Here is a 17,134-nt window from a genome sequence, read left to right as displayed (position 1 = left end):
AGTTACGCATAATAAAATAATTAAAAAAAGCACAGACCAATATAGTCTGTGCTTTTATAATCTTCTCAAATCTAAATACTGCAATAAAGAAACGATATCTTTATCAAAAAAAATCAATCAAAATTCAAACCTTACTCCTGCATTTACCTGCCATTTCTTTTGGATATCGGCGCCAAAGCTGCGTTCGATATCGCCGTATAAATGACTGCTGTTGCCCAGCTTGATATTACCACCCAAACCAAGCTCAAACCAGGTATCGCCATAATCCTGCGATTCACTCAATGTTTCCCCATTGCCCGCCAGCATTCTGACATCACGGTTACCGCCAAACTCATGCAGCATATTCACTTTCAGATATACATCGTTGCCTGACGCATCTTTTTTGCCTGCTACTACGCCCAAACGTCCGATGCAGCTGTTTACACCGCCCATATAAACATTATTGCCACGATCAGTCGTGTAGCTGCTGCTGCCTAATCGTCCTACGATAAGCTGAGCCTGCGGTTCGATAAAAGTCCCCTGTGCTTTATTCAGCTCTATGGTTTTTCCATATTCCACACTCAGGCTATACGCATGGCTTTTTGCCTTGGCCTTATCCGGATAATCGCCATAGGATCTGATGTCCGTATCAAACTGTCCGAAGCGAGCCACTACATCTGTATAGCTGCTGTTATCGCCATGCCAGGTTCCATAAATACTGCCTGCAAAAAGCTTGTCTTTACCGCTGCCATAACTGTAACTCGTATGTCCGCTGCCATTTTCAACTGCAAAACCATAAATGCTTTTGGCATTGGCTGCCTTATCATAACCAAGCTGATACATATTAAAGCTGCCGTCAAAATTACCGCTGCCAAACTTCCCGCCGATATAACGGCTCCAGATACCGTCACTCTCTACTTTAGTATCTCGATAATTATGCAGATCGCCCAAACGCTTACGTAAAGTATCGCCAGTATTACGCCAAAGCGCATAATTACCATCTCCACTTTCTAACAAAACTTTTGTATCATTGTTGACCTGTTTGGCCATCTTCGTTAAATACCATTGATCTTTGGTTCCCTGCGAGCCATTTGTCAACGTAACATTTTCACCATTTTCAAGCGTCGGTGTCACATCCCACAAGCCGCCGGCATTAAGGTTTTTGCCTACAAAATTTACATTTTGGCTGGCATCGGTTATTAAAAGTAAATTCTTAGCACCGGTAACCGTATGCCCATTGACCAGACTGGCATCTTTGACCTGTACATAGGTGGTGCCGGCTGCTGCGTTAGTGATATTTACCTTATCGCCGGTTTCAGCGGCTAAATCAGTGTCCATAATAAAGTTACCGCCAGTGCCGCTGTAATCGGCAATAACGAACTTTGTTGCCCCAACACCGTCAGTTGTTAAATCAACAGCAGCATTTTCCAAATTAAGCTTTTGGCTGTTTGAGTCCCCTGTCACTCTCCAGACAGAACCATTCTGCATATCCATATTGACCCCATCCGCAGCACCTTCCAGGTATGACTCACTATTGTCCATCTTAAAATCTAATGTTCCCCCATCTTGAGCAAAAATATTGCCAATTACTTTGACAAGACCGCCGCCCTCACTATTGATTTGTATACTGCTGCCACTGTCAACGGCAAAAATATAGGCACCACTTTCCGAAACCAGACCTCTAGCAAAAAGCACTTTCCCACCAGCTTCTACCTGCACTGCAGCAGGGCCATTGGTCGTCAAAATAGTATCACTATGAAATGCAATGTCACTGTTTGCACCTGTACTGTAAATTCCATAAGCGTTCTTTGTGTTGGCAGAATTTACAGTAATTGCGGCAACCCCTTTTATGTCTATCTTGCTGCCATTGGCATTGTTTATCCCAAAAACATAATCCTGCCCCTGTGCATCAACTACTAACGCACCCTCTACATCTGCCTTGCCACCATTATTATTTATAATACCGTAACTGTTTTCACCATTACTCTTTACTGTGATACCGGTAAACGCTCCTTTAAAAGCAGCAACGCCGTTATCAATATTCAAGCCGCTGCTGATTTGAGCCTTGTTAACAGCTGTCGCCTGCAATAAAACATTTTTATTAAAAGTAATAGTTCCGCCAACATTGGCTGCATCTTTTTCTAAAGATATAGCGCTTACTGTCGAACTGGTACTATTATTACCTTCCGTTCCCAGTGCTGTGATCAAACTATTTTCCTTAAAGTTGATTTCTGTAGCGCCGCCCCAGCCTTTGATACCAAAAACATCCATCGCACCGCTGACATCGATCCTGGCTGCATTATTAAAATCAGATGTAACTTTTTTAGTATCAAAGCTTTCTACAGCTAGACCATAGCTTCCATCACTGCCATTCTTTACACTAATATCAGTCATACCTGTTGCTCCTGTAGAAAAAACTGCATTTTCTGCATCTGATTCAATAAGAATCCCCAGTGCAGTTTGTCCGCCGCTGACAACTGCTTGCAATGAGCCTGCTAAGCTTATTTCAGCGTCTTTGATTCTAACAGCCCTACTATCATATCCACTATTACCGACGTTAACTGTGATCTCAGTATCACCAGCTATTTGCACTACTGAATTGCTCTTCGCAAAAATTCCACAGGCATCACTGCCTTCAGCATTATTGGCATTAATCACCAAATTCTTAAAATCAGCGTTATTACCACTTAAATAAACTCCATAAATATTTTTGCCTCCTGTTACTTGCAAACGCATTCCGTCAAAAGCAGCATCACCGCCAGCAGAATAAATACCATAATTGTTACCAGTTCCGCCACCGACAGCTGTAGAGATTAAGTCTATATCACCTTTGACCTTCAGGTCGCTTCCTGCAGCAAGATTAACAGCAAATAAATCATCAGCAGCCGAATTTTGGTGCGCTTTAATAGTCGCGCCTTTGTCAAAATTAAGATCTAATGCCGCATTAGTTCCTAAAGCCACAGCAATACCATCATAATAGCCATTACCCTGCACCTCAATATCGACATCACCCTTGAAGCTGACATGATTATTGATACTGTTGGTGTCCGCATATATGCCCTTGCTGGTACCCTTGATAGTTGTTTTCTGCGCATTAAAATCTATTTTATTCTGCGTCCCACCATAACGCTGATTTGACAGATACAATAAAAAGCCACCATTGGAGCTGACATTCGTCTCAGCCCCTTCAAGTTTTATGGTCCCGCCGGACATATCAAATACTGTTCCTGCAAAACCGCCAATATTCACTATCCCATCAGTATTATTAAATGCAAAACTTCCCTGACCACTGACAGTAATACCTATGCAACCACTGATACTGCTGCTTTCGTTCATATTGCCGATATTTAAAGTCGTGGCTGTATCGGAAAACACAATATTTCCTGCTCCGCCGATAAATTTTTTCCTGTTATTGGTGCTGCTTATAATATTTGTGGTTTCATTATTAAAAGTAATATTACTGCCACTTTCAGCAAAAACGACACTGTTGGAATAATCATTCCCTGTATTTTCTACAGTAATAGTATCACCATTCAAATTAATTTTGCCATTAGACACGGTTCCAATAACCGGGACATTCGCACTGGTATTTTCCAGCTTCAGCTTACCTTCTGCCGTAATATCAGTCGTTTCGCTGGATCCGGCATAAATAACGATATTCGCTCCTGTCAATGTGCTGTTATCACTGTAGCTTTTTACCACTCCATGTACTGTGTTGCCATCCACCATAGAAGCCTCTGCTATCGGGAGCGCGGATGTCCCCCCCCCAGATATACACACGATATTGTCAGCAACGATATCATTACCTTTTTGCTTAAAACTTTCTGATTCATCTTCTTTCACTTCCCTTTCATCTCTTTTCTTTAGGATTAGGCCTTTGTTTATAACAGGAATAACTGCAGTAATACTGCCGTTTTCTTCCTACCAGCGCTGTGTAAACGTGATGAGTTTTATTGCAGCCAAATTCACGACCGCAGAGCGGACAGGTAACAGTTAATCCTCTAAATACTGTTTTATTATCCTTGTATACCGCATTCTTATAAATCTCGCTATACATCTGAAGCAGCTCCTTTAAAATTACTCGCTGCAACGTACGAGCTTATATCTTTTGACTTTTTCTTTCTTTTTACCCAACTCATCGTAATTTTCAGGATCAACGAGTTCATCCAGTGTGCAGTCAAAGATCCTTTTTAGCTTTAATAATGCCTTTAAACTCAGCATCACTCTGCCATTTTCGGCGTTGCTTAAATGTGTTTGCGATATACCCAGCTGCTCGGCTAACTTCGTCTGATGTATACGCCGCTTGATCCTTCTGATTTTTATTGCTTCACCAATTTTTAATAAATCCAAGCCTTCCATTTTCCACCTCTTCCACTATATATTTTTCTTCTTTTACAAAAGTTATTTTGCTGTTTTCTGCATTTTTTTCAATTATTTAATATTTTCTTTTATTATACAAATATTACCATATTCGTCCCCCCCCGCAAGACATTTTTGTTCGCTTTTTTAAAAAAATTGTTCAATGGTCTTGCAACTGGTAATTTTTAGGTGTATAATACAAAACATAAAAGATAAGGCGACGCTTACCTTTAGGTTTGCGTCGCCTTATCTTTTTTTGTCTAACTTAAAATAGTGCCGGTTATAGCTCGTCGCGCCATAGCCGCAATCAGTTCACAGTACGTTCTTTCTCTGTTCTTTGACAATGGCACTGCTCAGCTCGTGCAGGCAGTCGCCCAGCTTGTCCAGCCGCTGCTCCATACGTAGCAGCAGGTACCAGCTCAATACTATCGGGAAGCCAAAATTGCCTATTGCTGTAAATAATTCCTGGGCTTCCACTAAGCAAGCACATCAATAGTAACTGTTTTGATGAGGGCTTCAGTAAATTCTGTCAGTTCCAGACCGCCGCTGGTCAGTACGTTGGCGGCTATGATCTTGTCGGCTGCCGTTTTGGCTTCAGCAAGGGTGAGTCCTTCGCGAGGGTCGGCGATGCTTAAGGTTTTTTTAGCTCCGTCGCTTTTGGTGAAGATGAGTTCTAAGGTTTTTTCCATGGTGTGTGCTCCTTTTTTGTAGGTTTTCGGCCTACTTTATTTTTTTGTGTTTTTCAGGGTTTTTACTTTAAAACCGGGTTAAATGCGCTTTTTTGAAGCAGGGTTATTTTTTTTTGCTGTTTTTCATCTTTTGACTCAACTTTTAGAGTGTTTTATTTTTAAACTTTCTTTAAAAGAGTTTTGCTATGCAGCTTTCTTCTAAAGAAAGGGCTAATAAAAAAATCTAAAGCCTAAATATGAACATCAAAAATAACTTACTGACAGGCAGATGATCTACAATATCATTCCGCCTGAGCCAGCTCGGCCTTTTCCGTAACGTAGACGTTGACCACTTCGTGGCTCATCAGCTCGTTCATGGCATTGGCCACAGCAAGGCATTTGTCGTCGGCGGCATCCAGCTTGACGCTGCCGACAGATACGGATTTGACCTGCGCTGCCCCCAGCGCATTGACGCCGTTTTCGACGCCTAAGGATAGTTTGTAGGATGTTGCTGTTTTGGTTGTTGTTGGCATAATAATCGCTCCTCTTTTTATTGGTTATTAGCTTTGTAATTGCGGCACTCCTGCCGTCAGTTAAGGCGGTTGTAATACCACAAGGCTTTGCCCCGCAGTACCAGTCCGCCGTAGCGCAGCACTCCGTCGCCAGGTGAATCGCGCATATACCACAGATCCCAGCGTGTTTCGACGTTGCCGCTGTAGGGGCCGTAGCCATCCAGCAGCGCTGCTTCGCAGTGGGTCATAACATTTGAAGGCTGCAGGCTCAGTTCCAGCCCTTTGGCAAGAACGGCAACTACCTGTGCCAGTTTGTCTGTCTGCGCTGCTGTTGGGGAAAACTGTCCCAGGTCGGCATCATAGCCGTGGTTGGCCTGCGCCCCCAGCCCGCAGCACAGGGCGATCCCAATACTGCTTCTGTTGCGTTTCCAGGTATGGCTTTTCTGTTCGGTCAGGCTGCTGCAAGTGCAGTAAATGGTGCCGTCGGCGTCGATATTAAGATGGTAATCGTCATAGACCTGCCCATAGCGGCCTGCCGTCCAGTGCAGATAGATCTGCGCGATACGGTATTTGGCTTCCTGCGCCATAACAGTGACTTGTGTCAGTGATAGCTGTTGCGGTGATGATACGAGCATATAGTGTTCCTCCCTTTGTGTTTTGAGCGGCTGTTTAAATTCGCTTCATTGCCCCTCACTATATATAGGGCAGGCAGACACCCGAAAAACATACAAAGCAAATCAATTTTTCATTTATTTTTTATAAAATATTCGTAAAATGTGTCATTGCTGGTCCTGGCAGAGTTTTTTATGGCTGAGACTTTTTTTAATATTTTTTTGGGAGTTGTATGTTTTTTGCCCTTTTCGCTGCCCTATATATAGTGAGAGGCTCTACCTTTTCTTTTATTAAATTTTCTTTTGGCGCTTACGTTAGCGTTCTAACGCAGGTTAAACGTTTGGGTTTAGCAATTATCTCTTACGTAATCCTGAATAAAACCAGTAAGAATTGTTAAGTTAGTTTTATAGTACTGCTAACTTAGTAAGCAAAAGATAAAGGCACTCCAATTTTACTCACGAAAGGGACAGTACAAATGACAAAAATTAAAAAAATCTCCCAACCAATACCAGAGGATACTTTAAAAAGACGTTTGTTTTATCTGCTGACAAACTGCCCGTTATTGACTGGCTGTAGCTGCAAAGCAGCATCAGGCCGGACGAAAGTGCGTACTGCAGCCATGCCGGCTGACGATACAGATTTGGTAAGTCTGCATATAACCCTGCCTTACAAAATGCGCCGCGAAGCACTGGCAGCCGGTATCAACTGCAGTGAATTGATGCGCAAAGCTTTAAAACGCCGCTTAAAGAAGGAGTGCCGTTTTTAGTATGTCCAGCTTTACACGGGCTGAATCTGACTGGCTGCGGCCGCCTGAATATGACGACAGGGCAGTTTACGAATGCTGTCTGTGTGGTGAGGGAATCTGTGCAGGCGAGGAATATTTGGAAACCGGCGAGGGTATGGTATGCCCCACTTGCCTTGACGATTTGACGGTACGAGAATTTGCCAGCACTGTTTTGAGATTGACTACTACTATTGCTTGTACAGACTAAGGAGCTGTTTTTTTGATAAAAGGATCTGCAAAACGCAAATATGATCTCCCTGATTTTGAAGCTTTATTAAAAGACGCCAAGAATGGCAGTGAGCCGGCGCTGCTAAAATTTTTACAGTGCTTTGAAGGTCTGGCTGTAAAGCTGTCCCGTCAAAGTGTCTGTACAGACAGACTGGGCGAAGATGCCCTGCAAATAGCTAATCTGGGGATTTTAAAAGCTGTACGTGATTGGCAGGAAGGCGACGATATTTACCGGGTCGCGGCTTTTGTCACTAATAAAATACGTACGGAGCTGCATACAGCGATCAGACGGCAGCAGTCGGTAGAAGCAATGGAAAGCGGCAGCAGCCAGGATGCCTCTGTGAAGCTTGATGCCCAGAGCTATCGTGCTTTCCAGTTATCGCAGCAAAACAGGCTACGTTTATGGCTGGTACGGGAATGCCTGCCGCTGCTGTCACACCAGCAGACTAAAGTCATTAAGGGTTTACTGGAAGGAAAAACAGTGCTGCTGATCGGCCGCGAGCTGCATCTGGATACGCGTACAATAAGTTTACATCGCAGCAGAGCAATCAAAAAATTACGCCTGCTTTTGGGAGTAACAGCGTGACAGAACTTACAGGCTATCGGCATATTACTGAGGCTATCGAACGCTGGCGGGCCTCCGGATTATATGTTCCCTGCGATTCGGCTGAAAGCCGTAGACGGCTGCAGCAGGTGTGGCTGGAACGCTATAAAAAAACTGATGCCGATTCGTTTATGGAATGTGTAAAAGTTTTGTCGGCCGGTACTCATTTCCCCCGCCTGTACGATATGGATCTGGCGCTGGCAGAGGTGCGGGCGCAGCAGAAGCGACAGGCCAAGATCACTGCCGCACAGTCAGTTACTTTGGCAGGCAGGTCCGAATACGATAAGGAAAACAGCAAACGGCGGCTAAACGAAATCATCAGGCATTTGGAAAACAGATATTCAATAACAGAAACTAAAACGGACTTATAATTATAAAAAACACCGGATAGACTATCTATCCGGTGTTTTTTATAATTTAATTGATTCGCTTTATTGCAATTTTGCTTTTAATGTTTCGATTTCACGGCTTTGCGCTTCTAATTTCATCAATAACAGCTGGATTTTTTCTTCCTGAGCTTTTAAGGAAGTATCGACTTCACGGCGTGTGTAAATAATATCACGTTTTGGTACTTCGCCTTTTTTAGTGCGGTCTAAAGCAAAGTTTACACCAATATTACCCATTTTTTTACCGCCCTGGGTTATACCCATCCCCAGCGAAAACATTACTTCCTGATTTGGTGCATAAAATCCGCCGACGGCCAAAGCGTTTTTGCCATCATATGACCCCATTGCCATCGCCAGTTCACCTTTGTTACCATCCTGGAAGCGTGGGTGCAGACCTGCCATTGCCGCTGATAATGCGCCAACGCTGTCTATTTCTTCTCCAAAACGGCTGATATCGTTACTGAGTCCCTGGATATCCTGTTTTACCTGATATAACTGGCTGCCGTTTACAGCGTCTGTTGAGGTCGCATCGACACGTCCGGGAGCAACATTACTGATCGTTTTGTTATTGGCATTGATACCGTTGCTATCGATGTAGGTTTCGTTGCCGACCTTATATTCTTTGGCTTCGATGCTGTTTAAGCTTATATCATCTTTTAAAGATACTTTATAATCGTTGTTGCCCAGTTTATCTATCTGGATATTTTCACCGGCGCTTAAATCTACACTGCCAACAGTTCCAAGAGTATCCATGACTGATTTTAACTGTTCTTCAGTTGCAGCACGACCAGTTGTTGCAAAATCAGCGCTGTTCAAAGTCGTATTGGTAAGACCTGTTATTTCACCGATTTTATTGCCGTTATCAGTGCTCCCTTCTATAGTGACATTACCAACTTGGACTTTGTCTTCTAAACTTACTTTATATTTTACAGGATCACCTTCCTGAGCAACATTTTCTACCTTCACACCGCTGTTGCTGTCGCCTTCAACAGTAACTTTATTGGCTGCGATCTGGTCATTGATATCACCAAATTTGACCTCCAGATTATCAACCCTGTTATTCAGGTTAGTGATAGAGGTATTATTACTGATGTCCAGAGTTTCTCCAAGCTTAGCGTTAGGCGCAATAGTTATTTTAGCTCCTTCTGCAGTAGTTTCAACACTGACATCGATTTTATCTTTGGCTCCGATAAATTTGATATCTGTTTTGTTTTCGCCGCCAAGTCTGATATCTGTTTTAGTACCAATTTCGTTACTTACAGTAAATCCTCCCTGCAGCTTTGTGATATTTTCGTTGTTAGTTGTCTGGTCTGTATTAAGTTCATCTACCAGATTTTTTACACTTTTAAGCTGCGCTACATTGACTGCGTCAGTATCTTCTGTACCTGCCGCCAAATTGGTGATCTGGCGTGTATTAGCGGCATGGAACTTACCGTTCTCATCTGTATACGCCGCCGAACCTACGCTTATTGCGCCATCACTGCTGCGCCATGCCGAAAGGGCATTATTTTTTTCTTCTAAAGCATTTAAAAAATCCTTATTTTGGCTTAACCATGCATTTTTTTGTTTAGTAGCTTCTAAAATACGATTTGACAGATCAGCTTTTTTGGCCAAGGCAGCCTCATAAGCTTTTTGTTTTTCCGCATCCGTACTGCCTTTTGTATTGCGCAGGATATCGTCGTTCTTTTGCGCTTCATCATGAAGGCTGTAATAGTTTTTCATAACCTCTGTATATTCGTTATTTTTTTCAGACCATTTATTATTGAATTGATTTACAACATCAGCTTTACCAATAGATGCGGCAAGCTCCATCTCTGTTGCAGGCTGACCAGCAGCAGTCGCTACAAAACCAATTTTCCCAGCAGCCGTATCGGCAACTGCATCAGGGCCAAGCGCAACACCGCCGTTTGCCAAAACCGATGCATTATCGCCCAGCGCGCTGCCACGCCATGCTACATAAGTCCTGTCACCCAGGGCAACACCATAAGCTTCTGCAGAAGCGCTGTCACCCACAGCAACGCCGCCTCTGGCAAACGCATTATTGCCAATAGCTGTGCCGCTGTAGGAAGAAAATAATTCCCCAGGCAGATTTTTGTAAAAATCACCGGCAGTTGCGTTATAGCCTATGGCAACGCCGTTAGCACTTTGCGTATTATTGCCAACAGAAGTGCCTTTGTTCGTTGCATATGCATTAACACCGACAGCAGCCGAGTTACTAGTGGCATAACTGGCAGCGCCCAAACTCGTAGAGCTGATAACAGACGTTGCATTATAACCGACCGCAGTACTGTATCCATGCGATGCAAATGCACCCATACCCGCTGCCAAAGCGCCATAATTATTTTTATCTAAGGCGTTAGGCCCTGCGCCTTCTCCATTCTCATTATTATTTTGAGACTTTTGGCTGGCCTTCTTATAATCAATAATTCCTTTTTTGGACAAATCTTCAAGGGTAGGTTCTGTACCTACGCCAAAATAATATCTACTGCCCTGATTAGTTACCCCTGTAGCATCTGCTGCAAAACTATTACTGACATATACAGACTGCATCAAAGCTAAGGCAATGCAAAGGCTCAATTTTTTATTTATTTTTTTCATGAAAAATCAGCTTCCTTCCAACAATGGAAGTATTTATCTTCAGCCTTTCTGTAAAACTTTCATTATTTCTATGGCTTTAGACAAATCTTCCAGTCTAAAGTTATTTTCTTCGACTATAGTTTTTATTTTTTGGCATTCGTTTTTTTCTGCTTCGTTTTCAGAGAGTGTTTTTTCTTCAAAAAAATATTCTATCGGGCATTCAAACAATTCTTTTATTTTTATTAAGTGCAACAAAGTCACACCAACTCTGCCATTTTCGATATTGCTTAAATGTGTTTGCGATATACACAGTTTTTTAGCCAGCACCTTTTGTGATATTTTATTTTCAATGCGCAGAAGCTTTATTCTGTGTCCAATTTTTTGAAGCTCTTTTTCCATTATCAAGCACCTCCGAAAACAAATAGTAACAAACATTTTTGCCGGCAAAATTATTTTCTTGGGTTTGGCCGTTTATTAAAACAAGAATAACTGCAATAATATTGCCTTTTTCTGGCAAGCAAAGCCGTATAAACATGATATGTTTTGTTACAGCTGAATTCACGGCCACAAATAGGGCATTTCATCATTAATGATTCAATGCCTGATCTACGTGATGTCATTTCACTGTCATGGCAGAATTTTGAATTCATAGAATCGCATTCCTTCTTTATTTTTATAATTTTTATGAATAAATTTCACTGCAGTAAAAGGAAAGTAGACTTTCTAGGGTTACTTTAACTCCAAAAAAAAATATAAATTTAATCATATAATAAATTTTATATATAATAAATTTCTTATATTATGATATCATGTATATATTCTCAGCGCAATTTTGTTTATATTACAAATGTTTTATTTTTCTTCAAACTAAATTTTATGTTATAGCTAATTATTCAAAAGTAGCTAATATTATGAATTATTTTAAATTTATTAAGCATAATAAAAATGTCGTTTTTCGGAAAATTTTAATAAATATAAAAATCCCAGATAGTAATATGTCCGGGATTTTTATATTTATATTATGCTGTTCGCGATCAAAGGAATTTAGGCGGCAAGGTTTCAAAGCCAACCCTGTCTGCCACTTTATCTATGGATTGCAGGCCCGGCAGAACAAACATTTTTGATGTGCCCTGAACAAGCAGTCTGCCGTTTTCATCTTTTAACGTACCTTCGGCAAGCCCGATCGTCCTCCCCATTCTTATCAGTCTGCCTTCCGCAATTATTTTGCCAGAAGCAGCAGCGGCAAGGTTATTCACCTGCAGGTCAAGCGTAGTTATGCCGTCCTCTTCGCCGATGCAGCAGTAAAGAGCCCAAAAGGTAGCCGTGTCAAGAATTGATGAAAAGACGCCGCCATGTACTGAAGCAAAGGGATTATTTAGGCTGTCATTGATCTGCGTTTCGACACGGCAGTAGCCATAGTCAAGCTCACATATCTTCATGCCCAGTAGTTTAAGATACGGGGCTCTGTTGGCAATCGCCATAATTGCTTTGGCGTATTCAGGATTCACTTTTCGCATTGCATTTCACCTGCTCTTTCAATTTTTGCAGCTATCACTCTTTCAGCTTTTATATTACACTAATTTTTCATCTTAATAAAGCTTTTATTCTTCACTGCCTGACAATTATGATAAAGATCCTTTGCTAACGATAAGGCCTGCAGCAAAAAAATACCGGACAGATATCTGTCCGGTATTGCATTTTAATTTTATTATGCAGTTTTACTTATTTCAAAGCTGCCGCACAGCGTGCGCACACAGTCGGATGCTCAGCATCTTTACCTACGGTATCGCTATAGATCCAGCAGCGTTCGCATTTCTCGCCTTCCGCAGCCTGAACAGTTACTTTCAGGTCTTCACGTCCGGTCGCTTCTACGCCGCCGGCCAAACCTTCCACCAGTTTAGCCTGCGATACGATCAGCAGTGTCGCCAGATCACCTTCAACGGATCTGAGTATCGCCAGCGCTTCGCCTGTAGCATGCAGCTCGACTTTAGCGTCCAGAGAATGGCCGATAGTTTTAGCGCGGCGGGCACCTTCCAGAACTCTGGTGATCTCGCTGCGGATCTCGATGAAGTTATCCCATTTGCTTTCCAGGGCTTCGTCGATATATTCTTCCTTGCATTCTGGCCACGGCATCATGAATACGGATTCAGGAATGGAAGCAGGTTTTTTCATGAACTGCCATACTTCTTCCATCGTGAAGCTGAGTACGGGCGCGATCATTACGACCAGATCCAGCATGATCTCGTACATTGCAGTCTGAGCGCTGCGGCGTTCAAAGGAATCGGCCTTGTATGCATACAGGCGGTCTTTGAGGATATCCAGATAGTAGCTGCTCATCTCGATGCTGCAGAAATTATGGATAGCATGATAGAGCACATGGAAGTCGTAGCTTTCATAAGCTGCGGAAACCTCTTTTTTCAAGAGCTGCATATGCATCAAAGCCCAACGATCCAGCTCCAGCATATCCTTAAATTCAACTTTATCGGTTTCATAATTGAAATCGTTGGTGTTGCCCAGGATATAGCGAATGGTGTTGCGGATCTTGCGGTAAACCTCAGAGAGCTGTTTCAGTATCTCTTTGGAGATACGAATATCAGCCTTGTAATCGGAGGAAGCTGCCCACAAACGAATGATATCGGCGCCATATTGGGCGATAACTTCCTGCGGGGCAACAGTATTGCCTACAGATTTAGACATTTTGCGGCCTTCGCCGTCAACAACGTAACCATGCGTCAGAACTGCGCGGTAAGGCGCTTTGCCTTCGGTAGCAACGGAAGTGAGCAGTGAAGACTGGAACCAGCCGCGATGCTGGTCGCTGCCTTCCAGATACATATCTGCAGGCCATGCCAGTTCGGGACGGGTTTTGCAGACTGCTGCATGGGAAGAACCGCTGTCGAACCATACATCCATGATATCAGATTCTTTGCGGAAATGAGTGCCGCCGCATTTGGGGCATTTGGTGCCCTGCGGCAGGATCTCCTCAGCAGAATGAGCCCACCAGGCATCAGAGCCTTCTTTAGCAAACAGGTCGGCAACAGCATTGATAGTATCGTCGTTGACCAGGTGTTCGTTGCAGTCTTCACAGTAAAAGATCGGGATCGGTACGCCCCAGACACGCTGACGGGAAATGCACCAGTCGTGACGGTCGGCGACCATATTATGGATACGTGCTTCGCCCCAGGACGGGATCCACTGCACGTCATTGGCAATAGCATTCAGGGCTTCTTCACGGAAGCCGTCAACAGATGCGAACCACTGCTCGGTCGCACGGTAGATGATGGGGTTCTTGCAGCGCCAGCAGTGTGCATACTGATGGCGGATGTTTTCTTTGCCAAACAGGCGGTTCAGCCCGGCCAGATATTTGATGATGGGTACGTTGGCATCAAAAACGAACATGCCTGCAAAATCCACACCGGCTTCTGCTGTCAGTTTACCTGAGCCGTCAACAGGGCAGATGATCGGCAGATTGTAGCGAACGCCGGTCTCAAAGTCGTCGGCGCCATGTCCGGGAGCGGTATGTACACAGCCTGTGCCGGCTTCCAGCGTAACATAATCAGCCAAAACGACTAAGGATTTGCGGTCAATAGTTTCAAACGGATGTCTGCATTCAGCATATTCCATATCTTTACCTTTACAGGTGCCGATGATATTGCTGAGGTCTTTTTTGCAGACCTTGCCAACGGCTTCCAGCATCTCTTTGGCCATAAACAGGATTTCGCCTTCGCATTCTACCCAGGCATATTCAAAGTCCGGATGCAGCGCGATCGCTACGTTGGCAGGCATGGTCCACGGAGTAGTGGTCCAGATAACGATATAGGCCGGTTTGCCCTGAGCTGCTTCTGGCAGCATGCCGTTGTCTTTGACGAGCGGCATTTTTACGAAGATCGCCGGCGACTTTTCTTCACCGTATTCGATTTCAGCTTCTGCCAGAGCGGTTTCGCAGTGCGGACACCAGTAAACAGCTTTTTTACCTTTATAGATATAACCTTTTTTTGCCATCTCGCCGAAAACATGGATCTGTACAGCTTCATAATCGTGGGTCATGGTGATATAAGGATGATCCCAATCTCCAAGAACGCCCAGACGTTTGAAGTCGGTACGCTGCTCGTCGATCCATTTTAAAGCGTAGTCGTGACATTCTTTACGCAGTACCAGTGTATCAAGCTCATGGCGGTTCAGTCCCAGATTTTTGATAGCGGCGTGCTCGATCGGCATACCATGGGTATCCCAGCCGGGAACATACGGGGTATCAAATCCCTGCGCATATTTATATTTCATAATGATGTCTTTCAAAATCTTGTTTAAAGCCGTACCCATATGGATCTTGCCGTTAGCGTACGGCGGACCGTCGTGCAGGACAAATTTTTTATGGCCCGCATGCAGTTCCTGTTTCTTTTCATAGATTTTGTTTTCTTCCCAGTATTTCAAAAATTCGGGTTCGCGTTCCGGTAAACCGGCACGCATCGGAAATTCAGTTTCCGGTAAATTAAGGGTCTTGCTGTAATCCATGTGTACACCTCCAAAAAAATAAAGCCCCGCTCCCAAAAAGGGACGAGACTATAAACCCGTGGTACCACCCTCATGACAGACTTAAGCTGCCTGCCACTCGAAACACCATAACGTGTGTTACCCGTCCGGGCTTACTGTTTTCAGCCCAGAAGCTCTGAAGTGATCTTCCCCTGCCATCTTTCCGGTCGGGCTCGCACTGTCCCCGACTCGCTTGACTGTGCCCGGCAGGCTACTGTCTTCGTCATCGCTGCTGCTTTTATTAAAACAAAGTCATTATACACCATTATACAAGTTATAGTCAATGGTATTTGCCATATTTAAACTCAAAGATGCCATAACCGCTGTCAGTATGCAGATGTGAGGTATCGTTGAGCCTGAACACAGCATGTTCGCGCCATTTGTTGATTCCCAGGACCGTCACGCTGGACGGCAGGATATCGACAGAAAAATTTAAAACGTTGACGGCAGCTATATCAAGCCCCAGCCAATGGAAAATGATGTTTTGGATCGTGCCTTTATGGGCTACGATCAGAAGATTTTCCCGCTCCAGATCAGCGCATTTTATCAGGCCCTGCACATTACGGTCATAAAATTCCTGCCGCGTTTCGCCGCCCGGATAGTTGCGGTGATGCAGTTCCTTTAAGGTCGGCGGCTGCTGATACAAAGCTTTGGCAGCCGTTTCAGTCAAGCCTGCCGCCTGTCCATTATTTTTTTCGCGCAAAAATTCATACGGTTCCAGCTTACTGATTCCCAGCCTGGCGGCGATGATCCGGGCTGATTCTTCCGCCCGCTTCAAATCGCTGGTCAGGATCCGCAGATCACGGCTTTGCCCTGCAAAATCTTTGGCTAATTTGGACGCAACGGCCTGCAGCTGAACCTTTCCCGCAGCCGTAAGCTCCGAATCGGTCCAACCGCCTGTCAAATGCTCTGTATGATGAGTTGCTTCACCGTGGCGTACCAAAATAATCATGCTGCCGACCTCGCTTATTTTTCAGTATCTTCGCTAAAGTTTTTCAAAAGCTCCATTTGGCCTTCCAAAATGCTCATCATATGCTGACGATGCACAGCGGCCTTTTTGACCTGATCTTCAAAGATACCTTTTGCGAGAGCAGCTTTGTTTTCTGCTTCAAAAATCATTTTTCTTACTTTTTCGTCGGTGTCAGCCAAAAGCGTTCTGGAACGTTCTTCGGCATCGGCGATCATCGTTCTGTAGCGTTCGTCGGCTTCGCTAGTCAGCTTTTGTGCTTCGGCACGTGCCTGTGCCAAAACATCGCTGGCCTCGTCTTTTGCCTGCGACGACATTTTTTTGCACAGATCCTCTGTAGTTACTTTCATTTTAGCGACTTCTACTTCGGCGGCACTGCGCATTTTGTCTACAAAATTCTGAGTCTCATTTTTCATCTGCTTCAGCTCGGCCTCAGCTTCGCCGCGCAGTCTGGCAATTTCCGCCAGCGTGTCGTTACGCAATTTTGTAGTTTCACTTTCAGCTTCGCTGCGCAGTTTTTCAGCATAAGCTTCTGCTTCTGTCCTGGCCTGAGTCGCCGCGATTTCAGCGTCCATTTTTGCTTTAGCAGCAGCAGCCTGGCATTCAGAAGTGATCTCTTTGCATTTCATGGCAGTTTCCTGCTCCAGCAGGGCAGCCTTCTGCTCGCTGTTCTTTTTCACTTCGTCGGCAGTTTCCTGTGCGATGACCAAAGTGTTCTGCATGGTGGATTCCATTTGCTGATAGTATTCCAGTTTGGCGCTGACGCGTTCCACAGCATCTTTAAGCTCTACGTTGTCCTGATACAGGCGTTCAAAATCCTTGGCAACTTTGGCAAAAAACTCATCGACCTCTTCGGTGTCATATCCGCGGAAGCCTTTGGAAAAGTTCTTATTGTTTAAATCTAACGGTGTCAACATATCGTGATACCCTC

General features: G+C 44.1%; 17 protein-coding genes and 1 other annotated feature. Of the genes, 4 read left to right on the top strand and 13 right to left on the bottom strand.

All coding sequences use genetic code 11. From position 1 onward, the window contains the following. Window positions 1-117: 117 nt before the first annotated feature. From PFJ30894_RS07080 to PFJ30894_RS07050, 7 genes are all read right to left on the bottom strand, one after another. Complete coding sequence (locus tag PFJ30894_RS07080; RefSeq protein ID WP_125669400.1) at window positions 118-3,822, bottom strand: autotransporter outer membrane beta-barrel domain-containing protein; 3,705 nt, start codon at window positions 3,820-3,822, stop codon at window positions 118-120. A gap of 7 nt (window positions 3,823-3,829) precedes the next feature. Beyond that, window positions 3,830-4,036, bottom strand: coding sequence for a hypothetical protein (locus PFJ30894_RS07075; protein WP_125669398.1), 207 nt, complete (start codon window positions 4,034-4,036; stop codon window positions 3,830-3,832). 20 nt (window positions 4,037-4,056) lie between these two features. Then, the gene (locus PFJ30894_RS07070) at window positions 4,057-4,338 is read right to left on the bottom strand and encodes a helix-turn-helix domain-containing protein (RefSeq protein WP_021717872.1); all 282 of its coding nucleotides are present in this window, start codon (window positions 4,336-4,338) and stop codon (window positions 4,057-4,059) included. Between the two features lie 312 nt (window positions 4,339-4,650). Next, entirely contained in the window at window positions 4,651-4,815 is a 165-nt protein-coding gene (locus PFJ30894_RS07065) for a YvrJ family protein (protein WP_021717873.1), read from the bottom strand. After that, entirely contained in the window at window positions 4,815-5,027 is a 213-nt protein-coding gene (locus PFJ30894_RS07060) for a DUF2922 domain-containing protein (RefSeq protein WP_125669396.1), read from the bottom strand. Before PFJ30894_RS07060 ends, PFJ30894_RS07065 begins: the two co-directional genes overlap by 1 nt. A 281-nt stretch (window positions 5,028-5,308) precedes the next feature. Beyond that, entirely contained in the window at window positions 5,309-5,539 is a 231-nt protein-coding gene (locus PFJ30894_RS07055) for a DUF1659 domain-containing protein (RefSeq protein WP_125669395.1), read from the bottom strand. Between the two features lie 56 nt (window positions 5,540-5,595). Continuing rightward, window positions 5,596-6,153: a peptidoglycan recognition protein family protein gene (locus PFJ30894_RS07050; RefSeq protein ID WP_125669393.1), complete on the bottom strand. Its 558-nt coding sequence runs from the start codon at window positions 6,151-6,153 to the stop codon at window positions 5,596-5,598. A 452-nt stretch (window positions 6,154-6,605) separates the two neighbouring features. On the opposite strand from PFJ30894_RS07050, the gene PFJ30894_RS07045 reads away from it, so the two are divergent. Genes PFJ30894_RS07045 through PFJ30894_RS07030 form a run of 4 tightly spaced genes read left to right on the top strand, consistent with a single transcriptional unit; the run spans window position 6,606 to window position 8,117 of the window. After that, window positions 6,606-6,896: a hypothetical protein gene (locus PFJ30894_RS07045; protein WP_125669391.1), complete on the top strand. Its 291-nt coding sequence runs from the start codon at window positions 6,606-6,608 to the stop codon at window positions 6,894-6,896. A 1-nt stretch (window position 6,897) separates the two neighbouring features. Further along, window positions 6,898-7,122: a hypothetical protein gene (locus PFJ30894_RS07040; protein WP_125669389.1), complete on the top strand. Its 225-nt coding sequence runs from the start codon at window positions 6,898-6,900 to the stop codon at window positions 7,120-7,122. 12 nt (window positions 7,123-7,134) lie between these two features. Next, a complete protein-coding gene (locus PFJ30894_RS07035; RefSeq protein ID WP_125669387.1) occupies window positions 7,135-7,728 on the top strand; it encodes a sigma-70 family RNA polymerase sigma factor in 594 nt (197 codons plus the stop codon). After that, a complete protein-coding gene (locus tag PFJ30894_RS07030; RefSeq protein ID WP_125669385.1) occupies window positions 7,725-8,117 on the top strand; it encodes a hypothetical protein in 393 nt (130 codons plus the stop codon). The genes PFJ30894_RS07035 and PFJ30894_RS07030 overlap by 4 nt, the downstream gene beginning before the upstream one ends. A gap of 60 nt (window positions 8,118-8,177) precedes the next feature. On the opposite strand, the gene PFJ30894_RS07025 is transcribed toward PFJ30894_RS07030, so the two are convergent. The 6 genes from PFJ30894_RS07025 to PFJ30894_RS07000 all read right to left on the bottom strand — a co-directional run bounded on the left by PFJ30894_RS07025 (window position 8,178) and on the right by PFJ30894_RS07000 (window position 17,120). Next, window positions 8,178-10,730: a YadA-like family protein gene (locus PFJ30894_RS07025; RefSeq protein WP_125669383.1), complete on the bottom strand. Its 2,553-nt coding sequence runs from the start codon at window positions 10,728-10,730 to the stop codon at window positions 8,178-8,180. A 39-nt stretch (window positions 10,731-10,769) separates the two neighbouring features. Continuing rightward, complete coding sequence (locus tag PFJ30894_RS07020; RefSeq protein WP_021717682.1) at window positions 10,770-11,108, bottom strand: helix-turn-helix domain-containing protein; 339 nt, start codon at window positions 11,106-11,108, stop codon at window positions 10,770-10,772. A gap of 635 nt (window positions 11,109-11,743) precedes the next feature. Further along, window positions 11,744-12,226 (bottom strand): PaaI family thioesterase, encoded by a 483-nt coding sequence (locus tag PFJ30894_RS07015; RefSeq protein ID WP_021717681.1) that lies wholly within the window; start codon window positions 12,224-12,226, stop codon window positions 11,744-11,746. Window positions 12,227-12,431: 205 nt separating this feature from the next. Further along, window positions 12,432-15,218, bottom strand: a complete 2,787-nt coding sequence (ileS, locus tag PFJ30894_RS07010) for an isoleucine--tRNA ligase (protein WP_125669381.1) — start codon at window positions 15,216-15,218, stop codon at window positions 12,432-12,434. A gap of 35 nt (window positions 15,219-15,253) precedes the next feature. Continuing rightward, window positions 15,254-15,472 (bottom strand) — a binding site (T-box leader). A gap of 44 nt (window positions 15,473-15,516) precedes the next feature. Next, a complete protein-coding gene (locus tag PFJ30894_RS07005; RefSeq protein ID WP_113077108.1) occupies window positions 15,517-16,188 on the bottom strand; it encodes a histidine phosphatase family protein in 672 nt (223 codons plus the stop codon). A gap of 14 nt (window positions 16,189-16,202) precedes the next feature. Further along, window positions 16,203-17,120 (bottom strand): DivIVA domain-containing protein, encoded by a 918-nt coding sequence (locus PFJ30894_RS07000; protein WP_021717678.1) that lies wholly within the window; start codon window positions 17,118-17,120, stop codon window positions 16,203-16,205. Between the last annotated feature and the right edge of the window lie 14 nt (window positions 17,121-17,134).

The sequence above is a fragment of the Phascolarctobacterium faecium genome (assembly GCF_003945365.1).
In the GTDB taxonomy this organism is placed as follows: Bacteria; Bacillota; Negativicutes; order Acidaminococcales; family Acidaminococcaceae; genus Phascolarctobacterium; species Phascolarctobacterium faecium.
Note: the sequence above shows the minus strand (reverse complement) of the source record. Positions and strands in the feature narration are given on the sequence as shown.